Annotated in this window: 15 protein-coding genes and 1 other RNA gene; 13 read left to right on the plus strand and 3 right to left on the minus strand. The window is 56.2% G+C overall.

From position 1 onward, the window contains the following. Positions 1 to 14: 14 nt before the first annotated feature. Positions 15 to 1025, minus strand: coding sequence for a quinolinate synthase NadA (gene nadA, locus H6853_04485; protein USO04527.1), 1011 nt, complete (start codon positions 1023 to 1025; stop codon positions 15 to 17). A 1016-nt stretch (positions 1026 to 2041) separates the two neighbouring features. Next, positions 2042 to 2599 carry a peptide-methionine (S)-S-oxide reductase MsrA gene (gene msrA, locus H6853_04490; protein USO04602.1) on the minus strand — a complete coding sequence of 186 codons (558 nt, stop codon included), beginning with the start codon at positions 2597 to 2599 and terminating at the stop codon, positions 2042 to 2044. A gap of 119 nt (positions 2600 to 2718) precedes the next feature. On the opposite strand from msrA, the gene H6853_04495 reads away from it, so the two are divergent. From H6853_04495 to rnpB, 3 genes are all read left to right on the plus strand, one after another. Beyond that, complete coding sequence (locus H6853_04495) at positions 2719 to 4023, plus strand: MFS transporter (GenBank protein USO04528.1); 1305 nt, start codon at positions 2719 to 2721, stop codon at positions 4021 to 4023. Next, positions 4020 to 4730, plus strand: coding sequence for an N-acetylmuramoyl-L-alanine amidase (locus H6853_04500; protein USO04529.1), 711 nt, complete (start codon positions 4020 to 4022; stop codon positions 4728 to 4730). The genes H6853_04495 and H6853_04500 overlap by 4 nt, the downstream gene beginning before the upstream one ends. 27 nt (positions 4731 to 4757) lie before the next feature. After that, positions 4758 to 5153, plus strand: an RNA gene (gene rnpB / locus H6853_04505) — RNase P RNA component class A. Between the two features lie 54 nt (positions 5154 to 5207). Here the strand turns inward: rnpB and H6853_04510 are convergent. Then, entirely contained in the window at positions 5208 to 5432 is a 225-nt protein-coding gene (locus H6853_04510) for a hypothetical protein (GenBank protein ID USO04530.1), read from the minus strand. Between the two features lie 926 nt (positions 5433 to 6358). Here H6853_04510 and H6853_04515 point away from each other — a divergent pair. The 10 genes from H6853_04515 to murG are packed head-to-tail and all read left to right on the plus strand — an operon-like array spanning position 6359 to position 17508. Then, positions 6359 to 6820: a division/cell wall cluster transcriptional repressor MraZ gene (locus H6853_04515; protein USO04531.1), complete on the plus strand. Its 462-nt coding sequence runs from the start codon at positions 6359 to 6361 to the stop codon at positions 6818 to 6820. Next, positions 6813 to 7775: a 16S rRNA (cytosine(1402)-N(4))-methyltransferase RsmH gene (gene rsmH / locus H6853_04520; GenBank protein ID USO04532.1), complete on the plus strand. Its 963-nt coding sequence runs from the start codon at positions 6813 to 6815 to the stop codon at positions 7773 to 7775. The genes H6853_04515 and rsmH overlap by 8 nt, the downstream gene beginning before the upstream one ends. After that, positions 7772 to 8140 carry a hypothetical protein gene (locus tag H6853_04525; protein ID USO04533.1) on the plus strand — a complete coding sequence of 123 codons (369 nt, stop codon included), beginning with the start codon at positions 7772 to 7774 and terminating at the stop codon, positions 8138 to 8140. The genes rsmH and H6853_04525 overlap by 4 nt, the downstream gene beginning before the upstream one ends. Next, positions 8137 to 9882 carry a penicillin-binding protein 2 gene (locus tag H6853_04530; GenBank protein USO04534.1) on the plus strand — a complete coding sequence of 582 codons (1746 nt, stop codon included), beginning with the start codon at positions 8137 to 8139 and terminating at the stop codon, positions 9880 to 9882. Before H6853_04525 ends, H6853_04530 begins: the two co-directional genes overlap by 4 nt. Before the next feature lie 22 nt (positions 9883 to 9904). After that, a complete protein-coding gene (locus H6853_04535; GenBank protein ID USO04603.1) occupies positions 9905 to 11305 on the plus strand; it encodes a UDP-N-acetylmuramoyl-L-alanyl-D-glutamate--2,6-diaminopimelate ligase in 1401 nt (466 codons plus the stop codon). Positions 11306 to 11319: 14 nt separating this feature from the next. After that, positions 11320 to 12756, plus strand: a complete 1437-nt coding sequence (murF, locus tag H6853_04540) for a UDP-N-acetylmuramoyl-tripeptide--D-alanyl-D-alanine ligase (protein ID USO04535.1) — start codon at positions 11320 to 11322, stop codon at positions 12754 to 12756. Positions 12757 to 12762: 6 nt separating this feature from the next. After that, positions 12763 to 13848 (plus strand): phospho-N-acetylmuramoyl-pentapeptide-transferase, encoded by a 1086-nt coding sequence (locus tag H6853_04545; GenBank protein USO04536.1) that lies wholly within the window; start codon positions 12763 to 12765, stop codon positions 13846 to 13848. After that, complete coding sequence (locus tag H6853_04550; protein USO04537.1) at positions 13845 to 15203, plus strand: UDP-N-acetylmuramoyl-L-alanine--D-glutamate ligase; 1359 nt, start codon at positions 13845 to 13847, stop codon at positions 15201 to 15203. Before H6853_04545 ends, H6853_04550 begins: the two co-directional genes overlap by 4 nt. Next, positions 15200 to 16360 carry a putative lipid II flippase FtsW gene (gene ftsW, locus H6853_04555; GenBank protein ID USO04538.1) on the plus strand — a complete coding sequence of 387 codons (1161 nt, stop codon included), beginning with the start codon at positions 15200 to 15202 and terminating at the stop codon, positions 16358 to 16360. The genes H6853_04550 and ftsW overlap by 4 nt, the downstream gene beginning before the upstream one ends. Next, positions 16357 to 17508: an undecaprenyldiphospho-muramoylpentapeptide beta-N-acetylglucosaminyltransferase gene (murG, locus tag H6853_04560; protein ID USO04539.1), complete on the plus strand. Its 1152-nt coding sequence runs from the start codon at positions 16357 to 16359 to the stop codon at positions 17506 to 17508. Before ftsW ends, murG begins: the two co-directional genes overlap by 4 nt. Positions 17509 to 17539: the final 31 nt, after the last annotated feature.

Raw genomic sequence — 17539 nt, forward strand, 5'->3', positions numbered from 1 at the left:
GTTTGGCTTTCTCCTTATTTGCTCAGCTCCAGCATCCGCTCGATAGGTTTTCGCGCGCGGGCGGCGATTTCAGCGTCAATCGTCACTTCATGCGTCATGTTTTGCAAAGAGGAGAGGATTTTCGGCAGGGTAATCATTTTCATGTAAGGGCACATCTGGCAGGTGCCGATCATTTCTATGTCGGGGTTGGCAGCAGCCACATTATCGCTCATCGAGCATTCCGTCATCAGGGCGGCGCGGGCCGGTTTGTTTTCCTTGAGATAGGCGTCCATCTGGGAGGTGGAGCCGGTATAGTCCGCCTGCTGAATGACCTCCGGCGGGCATTCCGGATGGGCCAGGACCGCGATATCGTCATATTGGGCGTGGAATTTCCGCACGTCTTCAGCGGTGAATTTTTCATGCACCACGCAGGTGCCTTCCCAGAAGATAATTTCGATATCCGTTTGGGCGGCCACGTTTTGCGACAGGAATTTATCCGGCGTCATGATGACGCGTTTGTGCCCTTCACGTCCCAGCGCCTCGACAATCTGGAGCGCGTTGGCCGAGGTGCAGCACACATCGCTTTCCGCTTTCACTTCGGCGGAGGTGTTCACGTACGTGATGACCGGCACGCCGGGATGCTTCTCTTTGAGCCGGCGGACGTCCTCGCCCGTGATGGCGTCTGCCAGGGAACAGCCGGCCTTGGGGTCCGGAATGAGAACCGTTTTTTCCGGGCACAGAATTTTGGCCGTTTCCGCCATGAAATGCACGCCGCACTGGACGATGATATCCGCATCCGTTTTGGCGGCTTCGCGCGCCAGTTGCAGGGAGTCTCCGGTGATGTCGCCCACGCCGAAAAAGATGTCCGGGGTCATATAATTATGGGCAAGCAAAACCGCATTTTTTTCGCGTTTCAGCCGGTTGATTTCATGAATATAAGGCGCAATGCTTTGCCAGTATTTTTCGTCATACTGTTTTTCGAGCAGGTTGCGGACGGGCGAGGTTTCCCGCGCGATTTCATCCGTGTAGGCAAGGTTTTGCGTCATAACCCGAAATTTCTACCGGAAAGGTCCGGGCTTTGCAAAGCTTTCTACAGGCTCCGCCGGAAAATATGTCTGCCGGTGAAAGGGCCGGCGGCTTTTATGCGGGGGGATTGACATATATTTTCTTTATTATAAAACAACAATTGTATTTTCGGTAATATGTTGCGGCTCACAGGCTGGAAAGGTTGATAGTATAATGATTACACATACGCTTAATAAGCCCAGGGAAAACTTGTACTGGGTGTTTTTTGATAATACCAGGACTCCCAGCGGTGAAAGATATGAGGGGGCAAGGCTTGCCAGGGGTACAACAACGTTTTCCAACCCTGTACCATTTGAATTTACAAGCTTGAGGGCTTTTAAGGACGCGGCAGAGGCGCGGGTGGCAATACAGAACGCGCCGTGGCATGAGTGTGTTACAGAGCAGGGCCCCAAAGAGGAGTTTGGCCCGACGCGCTCGCTAAATTTTGAGAGAACTCTAATGTTTGAGCGGGCGATAAATCGAGGGCATCTTTTCCGCTGGTGATATTCCGTTCTTTCCTTAACCCCATTTCCGACTTCTTTTTTCTTCTTTTTCTTTTAAAACCGAAACCCCGCATTTAATGCGGGGTCTATGGGATTTTGGAGCATATGCGATGGACCCCGTTTTAGAAACAGGGTTTCGACTTTTTTGTTTTTCAATACCTTAGAGCACTTCTCTTTTCGGTAGACCCAACATTCTTCCGCTGTCATTCCCCGAATTGGCTTCGCCAATTCAGGCGATGACGAAAAAAAAGGTGGGGCAACCTAAAGAGATAATGCTCTAGAAGTCGGGAATTGGATAAAGTTTCGTTTTTTTTGAAGGCGCTCCCGCGATATTTTCGCGGACTTCATGTCCTTTGTGCCCTTCGTGTTACCCCCCTTTTTTTTTACGAAAAAGCCCCGGCTTTGTCATCCTGAGCGCAGCGAAGGATCCCTGATTTGCCGATATCGCGAGATACCTTTCTTCGCTCAGAGCGACAGGCTTTTTTGCGGCTTTTTCAGCGGGAATTTTTCTTCGCCTTTTTCATTAAAACGCGGATATGCGGGCGGCCTTTTTCGGCCTCATATTTCTCGTAATATTGCTGGTGGTATCCTTCCGCTTCCCAGAACTGCGTGTGTGGTTCCAGGGTTGTCACGATTTTCTTTGGCCAGACCTTGTCTTTTTCCGCGGCCTTGATAGCCTCCTCGGCGATCTGTTTTTGCGTGTCGTCGTGATAAAAAATGGCAGAGCGGTATTGCGGTCCGACATCGACGCCCTGCCGGTCTTTCTGGGTGGGGTCGTGGGCCTTGCGCAGGAAGAAATCGAGGATTTGCCGGTATGAGATCAAGGCGGGGTCGTAATACACTTCCACCGTCTCGGCATGGCCTGTTTTCCCGGTGGTGACGTCGCGGTAGGCGGGATGCTCCAGATCCCCGCCTTCATAGCCGGAGCGGGTATATAAAACGCCCCTAAGGGCCCTGAATTCGCTTTCCAGGCACCAGAAGCACCCGCCCGCCAAAGAGGCGTAAGGGGCGTTTTCAGGTTTTTCATTTGCGATCGTGTCGGCCACGTCCATTCCTTTCGCGCTGTTTGTCCAAAGTCCTGCCGATAAAAGGACGATCATCAGGGAAAATAGAGGTTTCATACCCGATAATTCGCTGTTGTTTTGAAAAAGTTACAACGTACAATGATCTTATGACGGATTCCACCCCACAGTCTCTTTCCCCGGAGGGCAGCAGGCGCTCCATCTTTTGCTGGTGCCTGTATGACTGGGCGAACACGGCTTTCGGGACGGTGATTATCACCTTTGTTTTCAGCGTGTTTTTTACGCGCGGGATGATCGGGGACGAAACGCTCGGCGCGGCGCAATGGAGTTTCGCGATCGGGCTTTCCGGCGTGTTCATCGCTTTTTTCGGGCCTCTGATGGGCGCGGTGGCGGACCATTCCGGCGCGCGCAAGCGCTGGGTTTTCTTCTTGTCCCTGCTTTGCATCGTGCCCACGGCGCTTTTGTTTTTTGCGCAGCCGGACGACACGCCGTCAAACGTCTTTTTTGTGCTGGCTTGCGTTGTTGTCGCCAATATCGGGTTTGAACTGGGGCAGGTTTTTTACAATGCCATGTTGATTCATATCGCGCCGCCCCACATGATCGGCCGGATTTCCGGCTGGGGCTGGGCGATGGGGTATATGGGCGGTCTTCTGGCTTTGGCTCTTTGCCTGTTCGGGCTTGTCGGGATTGGCGAGATCGAGCCCTTTTTGCCCGTTTCAGGGGCGGACAGCGCCAATATCCGCGCCAGCGGTCCCTTAACGGCGCTTTGGTTCGGCGTCTTTGCGATTCCGTTTTTCCTCTTTACCCACGATGTGGAGCGGAGTCCCCTCAGTTTTATCCAGTCTTTCAGGGCGGGGTGGGGGCAACTGGTTGCCTCCGCGAGGGAAATCCGCACGCACCGGAATATTCTCCTGTTCCTGATTGCCAGCGCCGTTTACAGGGACGGGCTGGTCACGCTTTTTGCTATTGGCGGGGTTTATGCCGCCGGGCAGTTCGGGATGGATTTTCAGGAGATTATCATTTTTGCGATCGGGTTGAACGTGGCGGCCGGGACAGGGGCTTTTTTGTTTGCCTCTCTGGATGACTGGTTCGGCTCCAAACCGACCGCGATTTTATCGCTTTGCGGCCTGATTCTCTGCGGGCTTTCCATTCTGTTTATCGCCGATAAAGAGACGTTCACGTGGCTGGCCTTTGCGCTGGGGATTTTTATCGGACCGGTTCAGGCGGCCAGCCGGACACTGGCCGGGCGGCTGGCTCCGCCGGGGATGGTGACGCAGACTTACGGCCTCTATGCGTTTACGGGCAAGTCGGTGAGTTTTCTGGGGCCGCTTGCCTATGGCTGGGCCACGGTCTTTTTCGACAATCAGCAGGCCGGCATGATGAGCATTGTTGTCTTCTGGATTGCGGGACTGGTCTTGCTTTCGCTGGTCCATGAGGAAAAGACGGCGCCATGAGCCTTTCCCTTGTTTCCAGGCCTTCGCCCAATTTCGACGAGCGCGCGGGCGGGGTCGGCCCTTCTTTCATTATTTTGCACTATACGGGTATGCCGGACGCGCAGGCGGCGCTGGCGCGCCTTACGGATCCCGGCAGCAAGGTAAGCGCACATTACACCATTGACGAGGACGGAACGGTTTACCGGCATGTGGCGGAGGAAAAACGGGCCTGGCACGCGGGGCGGGCCTATTGGATGGGCGCCACGGATATAAACAGCCACTCCATCGGGATAGAGCTGGTCAATCCGGGGCATGAGTGGGGGTATCGCGCTTTCCCGCAGGCGCAAATCCAAAGCCTGACGGCCCTTTGCAAAGACATTACGAGCCGTATCGAAATGGATAAAAAATCTGTTTTGGCGCATGCGGATATCGCGCCGGCGCGCAAAACGGACCCCGGGGAGCTTTTCCCGTGGGAACGGCTCGCAAAAAGCGGCATCGGGGCGTGGCCCAGGCCTTCCGACGACGATGTGGTCAGGGGGGCGGGGCTGATGATGGCGCGGGCTTTGTCCGATTTTGGTTACGATCCCCGTGAGGCGTTCGAGGCCAACCTGCTGGCGTTCCAGCGGCATTTCGTGCCGGAGGCTTTTTCGGAAGGGCGCGCGGGAGAAGTCACGGGCCTGACCCGCACGCGCCTTTATGCGCTTCTTGCCGGGCATTTGCATGTTTAGGGAACTTGGTGATATACCTCTTTCCGGTCAGAGGGCCGGATAGCCGCTTTGCAAGGGCTTTTGCCTTTGCCGGGAGGAAAGTCCGGGCTTCACGGAAACACGGTGCCGGGTAATGCCCGGGCAGGGCGACCTGACGGAAAGTGCAGCAGAGAGGAAACCGCCGATGGGCCTTACGGTCACAGGCAAGGCTGAAAGGGTGCGGTAAGAGCGCACCGCGTCTTTGGCAACAAAGACGGCATGGTAAACCCCGCCGGAAGCAAGATCAAATAGGGGCTGCATATGGATTGTTTCCGATCCGCAGCCCGGGTAGATCGCTAGAGGTTTTTGGTAACAAACGCCCCAGATGAATGGCTATCTCCGCCGGCGCGTTGCGCAAGCAGGGCGAAGACGGAACAGAACCCGGCTTACAGGCCCTCTGACCGATTTTGTCATCCTGAGCCGAAGGCGAAGGATCTCAGCGCCGCCCGCCTTTGCCAGCTAGGCGGCCCGGGCCAGATTCATAAGGCAGTTATTTATAAAACGCCCTTTTTGTTTGGCCGTATTTCCAAATTGCCGGACCAGTTCGCCGGAAAAAGGCCGTTTTTGTTGAAAGTGGTCGATGGCTTTTCCTATCTCTTCCGACTTGTAGGTCGAATAGGTAATGGTTCCAAGATACAGTCCGCCATTGATTGATAAGATCAGAATAAATAATGCAGTTAACATAACAGTAATCCCCATACACAGTATCATTTTGTCGCGTGATGCTGTCTTTTGCCATAAAAAAACAGGAGTGTCAATTATTTTTCTAATAAAAACAACAGCTTAGTAAAAAACAAAGTAAAACGCATATTTTTCATAACTTTTAATATTCTTCCGGGCCGGGCAGTTTTGGCAAGAAACCTCTTTTTTAGGAGGAAAAGGGATAATTTAATTTCTTAACCCTGACTATGGATAAGAGACGAATATTCCCGTCATTCCGGGGGAGGGGCCGCGCAGGCGGCCTGAAGTCGGGGAATCTAGCCCATTTCGTTAAAAATCGGACATTTTCCTGCACTGACGATATAAGAAAACGTCCGGTTCCTAACCCAAATCGCTATAACACGAATGGCACAAAGGATATGAAGTTTCACGAAGTTTTTCTTTTTCAAACAACGACTTCGTGTTTCTTCGCAAGCTTTGGAGCTTCGTGGTGAAAACAAACCGGCCTCATCCAGCAAGTGTCTGGTTTTTCTGGATCCCCGCCTGCGCGGGGATGACAAGGGGGCGCGGGGATGACATTTAAGGTACGGGTATACAAGGATAGTTATTCATAGTTCAGGTTAGAATAACGACTCTTCCGTGCCCCCCGTGCCTTCCGTGGCAAAAAAATGAAATGCGCTCCCGGGACGCCTTCGCGGACTTCATGTCCTTTGTGCCCTTCGCGTTAACCCCCTTTTTTTACGAAAAAGCTCCGGTTTTGTCATCCTTCGCTGCGCCCGGAATGACAGGAGGTCCCATTTCGTTTTTTTATTGTGTATCAAACGTCCGTGCAGCGCTTGCGCAAATTGACGACCCATAGGAACCCATGATATCCCATATATATCCATGACAGACCGGATGTTTCCGGTCTTTTCGTGTTTTGTGTTTTTTTTAAGGAGATCCTCGCGCGCATGGCGCTGTTTTTGTCTACATACGTGAATAAAGTCGATCAAAAGGGCCGGGTTTCCGTTCCTGCGCAGTTTCGCGCGGCTCTTGTGGCGCAGGGGGCCAAAGAGATCGTTCTGTTTTGCTCGGGCAGGCATAAGGCGCTGGAGGGATTTTCCCTGTCTCATATGGAAGAGGTGGCGCGCCGTCTCGACGAGGGGCTTGACCTGTTTTCCGATGCGCAGGACGATTTGTCTGCCAGTGTGTTCGGGGAGGCTCTCCAGCTTTCTTTCGACGGGGACGGGCGGATCGTTTTGCCCGGGGACCTTCTGGCCTTTATTGGTGTGCGGGATCAGGCCGCTTTTGTCGGGCTGGGTCATAAATTCCAGATATGGGAACCGGCAGCTCTCGAGGCGCGCAAAGCCGCCGCCCGTCAACGGGTCAAAGAGAAAAACCTGACCATTCCGAAGGGGGGGCGGCATGGCTGAGTCTCCCCACATTCCCGTTATGCTTTCCGAGGTTCTGGCGGTTTTGGAACCGCGTGACGGAGAGGTCTATGTCGACGGCACTTTTGGCGCGGGGGGGTATAGCCGCGCCTTTCTGGAGGCGGCGGACTGCACGGTTATTGCGATTGACCGGGATCCTGAAGCGCTTGCGCGGGCCGGAGCCCTTAAAAGCGAATTTGGAAAGCGTCTGATTGTTGTGGAGGGGTGTTTCGGCGATGCGCTGGAGCTTGTCTGCGCCGCCGGGTATGAAAAAGTCGACGGTTTCATTCTGGATGTCGGGGTGTCTTCCATGCAGATTGACGATCCTGCGCGCGGCTTTTCTTTTAAATCCGACGGGCCTCTGGATATGCGGATGACGCCGGAGGGAAAAACGGCGGCGGATATCGTGAACACATATGCGGAAGAGGATCTGGCAAATCTGATCTACGCCTATGGCGAGGAACGCAAGTCCCGCCGGATCGCCCGCCGGATTGTGGCGGCACGGGCGGAGGGGCCTGTGGAGACGACGGCGCAGCTGGCCGATATCATTCGCGCCGCTCTGCCAAAATCCGCCAAAGACAAGAAAGATCCCGCCACCCGGACTTTTCAGGCGCTGCGCATCGCCGTGAATGATGAACTGGGCGAGCTGGAGCGCGGCCTTCTGGCGGCGGAACGTCTTCTCAAACCGGGGGGGCGTCTGGTTGTTGTGTCTTTCCATTCGCTGGAAGACGGTCTTGTGAAAACGTTTCTTTACGAGCGCGCCGGCAAAAAAGCCGGGCCCTCCCGGCACCTTCCTTCCCGGCTTTCGCCTGTAAAGCCTTCCTTCCTTTTGTCTCCGCGCAAATCCGTGGAGCCTTCCGAAGCCGAGATCCGGCAGAATCCCCGTTCCCGCAGCGCGCATTTGCGCGGCGCTGTCCGCAGCGAATATCCCGTCTGGCGCAAGGAGGAAACGGCATGAAGTTTTTCCGCATTTCCAATTTTTTGTCTTTGGCGCTGGCCGTTGTTTTCGGTGTTCTTCTGTTCTGGACCAGCCAGTCCGTCCAGCAGGCGGAACGAAAGCGATCGCGCGTGAGCCACGCGGTTATGCAGGAGGAGGAATTTATCCGCGTGCTGGAAACGGAATGGGACTACCTGAACCGGCCGGAGCGCCTGGAAACGCTTGCGCGGGATTATTTGCAAATGTCCAGGCCTGGCGGCGAAACGGTGGTGGAGGACGCGGCCTCCATTCCGGAACCTGTTTCCCCTTCGTTTATGAATCCGGAAGATTACGGGCACCCTGTTTCCCTTGAAATCAAGGAGCGCGTGAAAGGGGAGGGGCGATGAACCTGCCTTTTCGCAAAACCCTGCAAATGACGGGCTCCCGCCGGTCTGTGCTGGATCAGGCGCGCGGCCGTATTGTGCTGGTGAGCGCCTTTTTTGTGTTTGCCTATATCATGATCGCCGCCCGCGCCTTTGACCTTTCCATCATTCAGGGGCAGGCCTACCGGAATTTGCAGTTTTCTTCCTTTGAAAACCGGCCGCCTGAAAAGCGCAAACAGCGGCGCGCGGATATCGTGGACCGCAACGGCGTGCTGCTCGCCAGGTCTTTGAAGACGGTCTCTCTTTATGCGGACCCTGCGCTTGTTTCCGATCCGGCTGCTCTTTCGAAAGAACTGGCCGAAATTTTTCCGGATCTTTCTTACGGCAGTCTTTTGCAAAAACTGCAAAGCAATAAACGGTTTGTCTGGATAAAGCGGAACATGACGCCGGAGAGCCATTACCGCGTCCTTTATCTGGGCAATCCGGGTCTGGGGTTCCGGGAGGAAGACAAGCGCGTGTATCCGCAAGGGGATCTGGCGGCGCATCTTGTAGGCTTTTCAAATGTGGACGGCAAGGGTCTGGCCGGTATCGAGCGCTCTTTCGATAATCTGCTGCGCGATAACGGCGCGCCTCTGGCTTTGAGTCTGGACGTCCGGCTCCAGCATGTTTTAAGGCGGGAGCTTCTGGACGCCGTTCAAAAGCATCATGCGAAAGGCGGCGCGGGCATTATTATGGATGTGCGCAGCGGAGAGGTTCTCGCATCGGTGTCCTTGCCTGATTTCGATCCTCACAAGGCCGGAGAGGCGGAGGGGGAAAATACCTTTAACCGCGCGACGCTCGGTGTGTACGAGCCGGGATCGACCTTCAAGATTTTCTCGACGGCGGCGCTTCTGGAGACAACGAACGCTTCGCTGGAGCAGTCTTTTGACGCGTCCAGTCCGATTAAAATAGGACGCTTCAGGATCAGGGATTACCATGCGCAAAACAGGGCTTTGAGCGTTCTGGAAGTCTTCATGTATTCTTCGAATATCGGTTCGGCGCTGATGGGAGAAAAAATAGGGACGGAGCGGTTTAAAAAATTCCTGTCCGATCTGGGGCTGATGAACGCGCCGGAGATGGAAATTTCGGAGGTCGGAAAACCGCTGGTGCCGTCTCCATGGCGGGAGGTCAACACCCTGACGGCTTCTTTCGGGCACGGTATTGCGGTGTCGCCGCTTCAGCTTGTCGGCGCGGCCTCGTCCATTGTAAACGGCGGGATTTTGGTGCGTCCGACCTTCGTTTTGTCGAAAACAAGTCGGCCGGGCCGCAAAAAAGACAAAAATGCCAGCGATGTGCGCATCGTTTCGCCGCAAACGGCGCACAGGATGCGCCAGTTGTTAAGGCTTGTGGTGACGGACGGAACCGGGAAGAAGGCGGATGTGCCCGGCTATGAGGTCGGCGGCAAGACGGGCACGGCGGAAAAAAATGTAAACGGCAGGTATGATCGTAACAGTCTTATCTCTTCGTTCTTTGCCGTTTTCCCCGTTTCGGCGCCCCGTTACAGCATTTATTTGATGGTGGATGAACCGAAAGGCATTCCGGAAACGTACGGTTACGCGACGGGGGGATGGGTGGCCGCGCCGCCCATGCGCCGTGTGATCGAATCCGTTGTCTCTGTTTTGGGGATCGCGCCGGAAGAGGGAGGGGAAGACCTGGCGGCCCCTTTGCGCCGGTATGTGAAATCGAAAAAGGAAATCGAGAAGGAGAGAAAACTTGCGTCTCACTGATTTGGTTGACAGCGAAAAAGATATGGAGATCAAAGGCGTGACGGCAGACAGCCGCAGCGCCGGGAAGGGATATCTGTTTGCCGCTTTGCCGGGGCATAAAACGGACGGGCGGAAGTTTATCTCTGCCGCCGTTTCCAACGGCGCGTGCGCTATCCTTGCGCCGTCAGGGACGGTTTTGCCGGAAAATTTGCCGGAAGATGCGGATGTCATTCTGGTCACGGACGAAAATCCGCGCAGGGCCTTTGCGCTGGCGGCGGCGAAATTTTACCGCCTTCAACCCGAAAATATCGCGGCCGTTAGCGGAACGAGCGGGAAGACCTCTACCGTTTCCTTTTTGCAGCAGCTCTGGGCGTTGTCGGGCATAAAGAACTGTGCGTCTTTGGGAACGCTGGGGGTGCGCGCGCCCGGCTTTACCCGGCCCGGCTCCCTGACCACGCCGGATCCTGTGGCGCTTTACGCGGATCTTGCGGATCTTGCGGCTGCGGGGATTACGCATCTGGCGATGGAGGCATCCTCTCACGGTCTGGATCAGTATCGTCTGGACGGGGTGAGGGTGACATTGGCCGCTTTTACAAACCTTTCCCGCGATCATTTGGATTATCACGCGGACATGGAGGCGTATTTTTCCGCGAAGGAAAGGCTGTTCACGGAGATTTTACCGCCGGACGCGACGGCCGTTATCAATGCGGACGACGCATACGGGCAAAGGCTTTTGAAAAGCTGCGTGCAAAAAACGATCGGTTTCGGGAAAGCGGGGGAAGATATTCTTTTGAAAAGCTGCGTGCCCGATCCGCGGGGGCAGGCTGTTATCCTTGATGTGCAGGGGCGGGAATATAACGTCACATTGCCGCTGGTGGGTGAGTTTCAGGTGATGAACGCGCTGTGTGCGCTGGGGCTCCTGATGGCGGGCGGCGCCGGGGCGGAAGACGCCGTTCCTTTGCTTGAAAACCTGAAAGGCGTCCCGGGGCGGCTGCAGCTTGTGGCCGCGCATCCGAAAGGGGCTGCGGTCTACGTGGACTACGCGCATAAACCGGCGGCGCTGGAGACGATTTTAAAGACGCTGCGGCCCCATACGAAGGGCCGGTTGATTTGTCTCTTCGGCTGCGGCGGGGACCGGGACCGGGGCAAGCGTCCGATGATGGGGAAAATTGCGTCGGATCTGGCGGATCTGGTGGTGGTCACGGACGACAATCCCCGCAGCGAGGATCCGGCCCTTATCCGGCAGGAAATTCTGGAGGCGGCGCCGGGGGCCAGGGAAATTGCCGGGCGGCAGGAAGCGATCGAATGGGCGGTTTCACAGGCGCAGGAAGGGGACGTTCTTGTCGTGGCGGGGAAAGGGCACGAACAGGGGCAGATTTTTTCGGACCGCAGGGAAGAGTTTGACGACACGCAGGAAGTCAAAAATGCGATGAAAAGGGTTTGATTAAAGGAGTGAATATGAGTGCATCTAATGTGATCTGGACGGCGAAGGAAGCGGCATCCGCGACAAGCGGCAGGGCGCCTGCGGACTGGAAAGCCTTTGGCGTGTCGATCGACAGCCGGACCGTGTGTGAAGGGGATTTGTTTGTCGCCCTGGCCGGAGATCACGGGGACGGGCACGCTTATGTCGCCGCTGCGCTGGAAAAAGGGGCTGTGGCGGCGGTCGTGTCCAGAATTCCGGAAGGTGTCGATGAGGGGCGGCTTCTTGTTGTGGAGGACACGTTCAAGGCGTTGCAGGATTTGGGCGGGGCCGCACGCGCGCGCAGCGGGGCCAAAATAATCGGGGTGACCGGAAGCGTCGGCAAGACCGGCACCAAGGAAATGCTGGCGGCGGCTTTCGGGGCGTGCGGGCAGGTCCATGCCTCCGGGAAAAGCTACAACAATCATTGGGGGGTGCCGCTGTCTCTGGCGCAGATGCATGCCGGCTGCGATTTTGGCGTGTTTGAAATGGGGATGAATCACAGCGGGGAAATTGTCCCGCTCACCCGGCAGGTGCGGCCCGATATTGCGATTATCACAACGATCCAGCCGGTCCATATCGAAAGTTTTGAAAAGGGCGAGGAAGGGATCGCGGAGGCCAAGGCCGAAATCTTCGAAGGCATGAAAGAGGGGGCGGCCGCCGTCCTTCCGCGGGATTGCAAATGGTTCGGGTTTCTGGAGGAAAAGGCGAAGGCGCGCGGCCTCAGGGTTTGCAGTTTCGGCGAAGACGAACGGGCGGATGTGTGCATGCTGGAATGCCTGATCGCCGCCAACGGCTCCCGGGTGAAAGCGCGCGTTCTGGGCGAGGAAATTGTTTTGACGCTTCAGGCGCCGGGACGGCATATTGCCTCGAACGCTTTAAGTGTTCTGGCCGCCGTCAAATTGAGCGGTTGCGATTTGAAAAAGGCGGCCAAGGCGCTGGCCGGGGTTGTGCCGCCGCCGGGGCGCGGACGGCGGGAATATCTGGATATCGGGGATCCCGACAATCCGGTGACGCTGATCGACGAGAGTTATAACGCCTCTCCTGTGGCGATGCGGGCGGCGTTCAAGGTCCTGGCCTTGATTGATCCGGGGCGCGGCGGGCGGCGGATTGCTGTCTTGGGGGACATGTACGAACTGGGAAAGGACGCGCCCAGGCTGCACGCGGATATGGCTGTGCCTTTACAAAACGCGGATGTTCAGTTTGTGTATACGTCGGGGCCGCTGATGAAAAACCTGTATAATGCGCTGCCGGAAGAAAAGCGCGGGGCGCACAGGGACGACAGCGCGGAGCTGGCGCAGATTGTACCGGAGGTTCTGGTGCCGGGGGATGTGGTCATGGTGAAAGGCTCGCGCGGCGGCGGCGAAAAACCGCGTATGCAGCTTGTGGTCGAGGCGCTTCGCGCTTTGCCGGAAAAATTGAGAAAAAAGGATTAGCTGGAAATGCTCTATAATTTGCTTGTTCCCCTTTCGGATGATTTCATCCTTTTTAACCTGTTCCGCTATCTGACGTTTCGGACGGGCGGGGCGGTTGTGACTGCTTTGGTTATTGCCTTTGTCATCGGGCCGATGACGATCAGGTGGCTTAAGAAAAAGCAAAAAGAAGGGCAGCCCATCAGGGAGGACGGGCCGGATACGCATTTTAAAAAAGCGGGCACGCCGACGATGGGCGGGCTGATGATCCTGATTTCTTCCGGTATTTCCGTTTTGCTTTGGGCGGATTTGACCAACCCGTATGTCTGGATCGTGGGGCTGGTCGTTCTGGCGTTCGGCTGTGTCGGGCTGGCCGACGATTACGTGAAGCTGACCAACCGCTCGCATAACGGCGTGCCGGGCAAAGTCCGCCTGGCGCTGGAATGCGCCATTTCGTTTTGCGCCGTGCTGGCCTACCTGCATTTTACAAGCGATGCGCTGGACAGCGGTCTGGCCATCCCGTTTGTGAAGGACTATCTTTTGCCTCTGGGCGTTCTTTTTATTCCGTTTTCCGTTCTGGTGATCGTCGGGGCTTCCAATTCCGTGAACCTGACGGACGGTCTTGACGGGCTGGCGATCGGGCCTGTGATGATTGCGGCCGGATGCTTCGGCTTTATCAGTTATCTGGTCGGGAATGCCGTTTTTTCCGGTTATCTGGGGGTTCATTTTGTTCCCGGCAGCGGGGAACTGGCAGTGATCTGCGGGGCGTTGATCGGCGCGGGGATGGGATTCTTGTGGTTTAACGCGCCCCCTGCGGCGGTCTTTATGGGGGATACGGGCTCTTTGTCCATGGGGGCCGGGCTGGGAGCGATTGCGATGATCGTGAAACATGAACTGGTCCTGGTCATTATTGGCGGGCTTTTTGTGCTCGAAACCGTTTCCGTCATTGTGCAGGTGATGTCTTTCAAGATGACGGGCAAGCGCGTTTTCCGCATGGCGCCGATCCATCATCATTTCGAAAAGAAAGGATGGTCTGAGCCAACAATTGTGATCCGGTTCTGGATTATTGCCGTTATTCTGGCGCTTGTCGGGTTGTCTACGTTGAAGCTGAGATGATTGATGTTTCCGCATTTGTAAAATCCTTGAAGGCAAAGCCCGTCGCCGTTTTCGGGCTGGGGGTGTCCGGCCTGTCTGTCGTGAGGGCGCTTCTTCAGGGCGGCGCGCAGGTCGTTGCATGGGATGACGATCCGGAGGGGCGCCGGCAGGCCGAAGAGATCGGGGCCGTTTTAAAAGAGGATATATCGGAATGCGCCGCTTTGGTTTTATCGCCGGGGGTGCCGCTCCATTTTCCCGCGCCGCACCCGGTCGTCGAAAAAGCGAGGGCACTGGGGATCGAGATTTTGGGCGATCTTGAAATCCTGCATCGCGCGGACCTGTCGCGAAAAATAATCGGAATTACGGGCACGAACGGAAAATCGACGACAACGGCCCTGCTCCATCATATTTTCAAAACCGGCGGGATCGGCTGTACAATGGGCGGGAATATCGGCACGGCCATTCTGGATACGGACCTGCCTGAAAAAGACGGGTGCTTTTTGCTGGAAATTTCTTCTTACCAGATGGATTTGTGCCCGGATTTTCGTCCTGATGTTTCCGTTTTCCTGAATATTTCCCCGGACCATATCGACCGGCACGGCACGCTGGAAAAATACGTAGAGGCCAAGGCCCGGATTTTCGAAGGAAAGGGCGTGGGGGTTTGCAGCGTGGACGATGCGCATAGCCGCCTTGTTTATGAAAGGGTGCGGGAGCGGGGAGAGCGGACAATGATTCCCGTTTCCGTCGAACAAGAGGTGGAGGGCGGCATTTTTGTGCGCGGCGGTGTGTTGATAGACGACCGCAGCGGCGGGCAAAAAGAGGTTGGAAAGATTGAAGGGCTGGAGACATTGCGCGGGGCGCATAACTATCAGAATATTTGCGCGGCTTACGGTGTTTCCTGCCAGTTCGGGGTTGGTGCGGACCTGTTTCTGAAGGCGCTGAAGACCTATCCCGGCCTGCCGCACAGGCAATATCTGGCGCGCAGGATCGGCGGCGTTTCCTATATAAACGACAGCAAGGCGACGAATGCGCAGGCGGCCGAAAAAGCGCTGGGCTGTTATGACGATATTTACTGGATCGCCGGCGGTCTTGCCAAAGACGGGGGGCTTGAAGGGCTGGAGCCGTACGCGGATAAAATTCGCCATGCCTATCTGATCGGGGCGGCGGCGGAAGACTTTTCCGTCTGGATGGAGAAGAACAAGATCCCTTATTGCCTCAATAAAACGTTGGACTCGGCCTTGCCGGAAGCGCATAAAGCGGCGCAGGCGGCCGGAAAGGGGACGGTTCTTCTGGCGCCGGCCTGCGCGTCATGGGATCAGTTCCGCAGCTATGAGAAGCGCGGCGACTTGTTTATGGCCTTGGTGGAGAAATTATGAGCATGTTTCAGCGCACAGACCATTCTTTTCTCGGCCGCTGGTGGTGGACGGTGGACCGGCGCATGCTGGCCGTTCTTCTGGTCATTATCGTTTTTGGCATGGCGCTGGTGGCGACGGCCAGTCCGCCTGTGGCGCTGCGGATCGGCGCGCCGCAATATCATTTCGTCTTTCGTCACTTTGTTTTGCTTGTGCCTTCTCTGGCCGTGCTGTTTTTGTTTTCGATGATGAATCTTCGCCTGCTTCGGCGGAGCGCGTTTCTCGTTCTGGGCGGCGGCATGATCGCGATGGTTCTGGTTTTGATTTTCGGCGAGGAAGTCAAAGGGGCGCAGCGGTGGCTTCCTCTTTTCGGTTTTTCCCTTCAGCCCAGCGAGTTTGTAAAGCCCGCTTTTATCCTTGTCGCGGCATGGTTTATGAGTTCCGGGCGCGAAGAGTCCGGTTTCTCGGGCATGAAAGTGGCGTGCGGGCTTTATGCCGCCGTGCTCGGGTTGCTTCTGATGCAGCCGGATATGGGGATGAGTTTCGTGGTAACGGCCTGCTTTCTCGGCCTGATTTTCTTTGCGGGGATTCCGCTGCGCTGGATTGTCTTGCTTTGCGGCGCGCTTGTGGCGGCGTCCGTCTTTGCCTATTTCAGTTTTTCCCATGTGCACAGCCGGGTCGATCGTTTCCTTCATCCGGAAGGCAGCGACACCTATCAGGTTGACCGGTCTTTGGAGGCCTTTCAAAGCGGCGGCTTTTTCGGGACGGGGCCGGGGCAGGGCAGCGTGAAGCTTTCCCTTCCCGATGCGCATGCGGATTTTATTTTTTCGGTTGCGGGGGAAGAGCTTGGGCTTTTCTTTGTCGTTATTCTGATTGCGCTTTATGCTTATGTTCTGATACGGGGATTTAACCGGATCATGGACAGCGACGATCTTTTTGTTGTTTTGGCCACCGGCGGGCTTTTATGCATGTTCGGGCTTCAGGCGTTGATTCATATGGGATCTGCGCTGCATTTGCTCCCGGCCAAGGGGATGACCCTGCCTTTTGTCAGTTACGGCGGTTCATCCCTCTTGTCGATGTCCATGGCAATGGGTATGGTCTTAGCCTTGACAAGACGGCAGGCAAAATCGGGTATCGCGCGGGGGGGATTATCCCTCCGCGGCATCGGAGGAAAAGAGTGAGTACGCAAAGCAAATTGATCCTTTTAAGCGCGGGCGGCACCGGCGGCCATATGTTTCCGGCCGACGCGCTGGCGCGCGACCTGATCTCCAGAGGGTACCGGGTTGCGCTGGCGAGCGACAGCCGGGGCAAAAAATACGAACCTTTTGCCGGCGGCGTGCCGCTTTACACCTTAAAGTCGGGCGGTATCGGTTCGGGGGTTTTGAGCAAGATAAAATCGGTTCTGGCGCTGGGGGTCGGATATCTTCAGGCGAGAAGGCTGATGGAGCGCTTACATCCGGCCGTTGTGGTCGGCTTTGGCGGGTATCCCTCCTATCCGGCTGTTTATGCGGCGCAGAAGAAAAAAATTCCGACCATTATTCATGAACAGAACGCGGTGATCGGGAAGGCCAACGAATGGCTGGCGCCGCAGGCCGACCGGATTGCGCTGGGCCTGCCGGATATTGAAGGGCTGGAAGACAGCGATCTGGTGCGTAGCGTGGTCACGGGAAACCCCGTGCGCCCGGAAATTGCCGCTTTATATAACCAGCCTTATCCGGCCATTGAACAGGACGGCCCGTTGCATATTTTTGTGATGGGGGGGTCGCAGGGGGCAAGCGTTTTCAGCGAGGTGTTGCCGGAGGCGTTCTCGAAATTGCCGGACGCTTACAAGGCGCGGCTGAACATTGTCCAGCAATGCCGCGAAGAAGATATTGAAGCGGCGCGCCGCGTCTATGAACAGGCGGGCATCAAGGCCCGGCTGGAGACGTTCTTTACAAATGTGGCGGAGGAACTCTCTGCGGCGCATCTGGTGATCGCGCGCTCGGGCGCGGGGACAGTGGCGGAAGTCACGACGGCGGGGCGTCCGGCCATTTTCGTGCCCTATCCGCATCACAAGGACCAGCAGCAAAAGCGGAATGCGGACGCGGTGGCCGAAAGCGGCGGCGCCTGGGTGATGAGCCAGAACGGCTTTACGGCCGAAGCGCTCCTGGCGCGCATTGAAACCTTTTTGCAAAATCCGCAAATCCTGTTTCAGGCGGCGGAAGGCGCGCGGACGTGCGGCCGGCCGGATGCTGCACGGAAGCTGGGCAATCTGGTCACCGCGCTGGCGTCGGGCTGGGACAAAGAGGCCTCCAAGCCTTTTGACCTCACGCAGGGACGGCATGATTAGGAAGAATGAATTTGAACCACGAAGGACACTA

This window comes from Rhodospirillales bacterium, assembly GCA_023898765.1.
In the GTDB taxonomy this organism is placed as follows: Bacteria; Pseudomonadota; Alphaproteobacteria; order Micavibrionales; family Micavibrionaceae.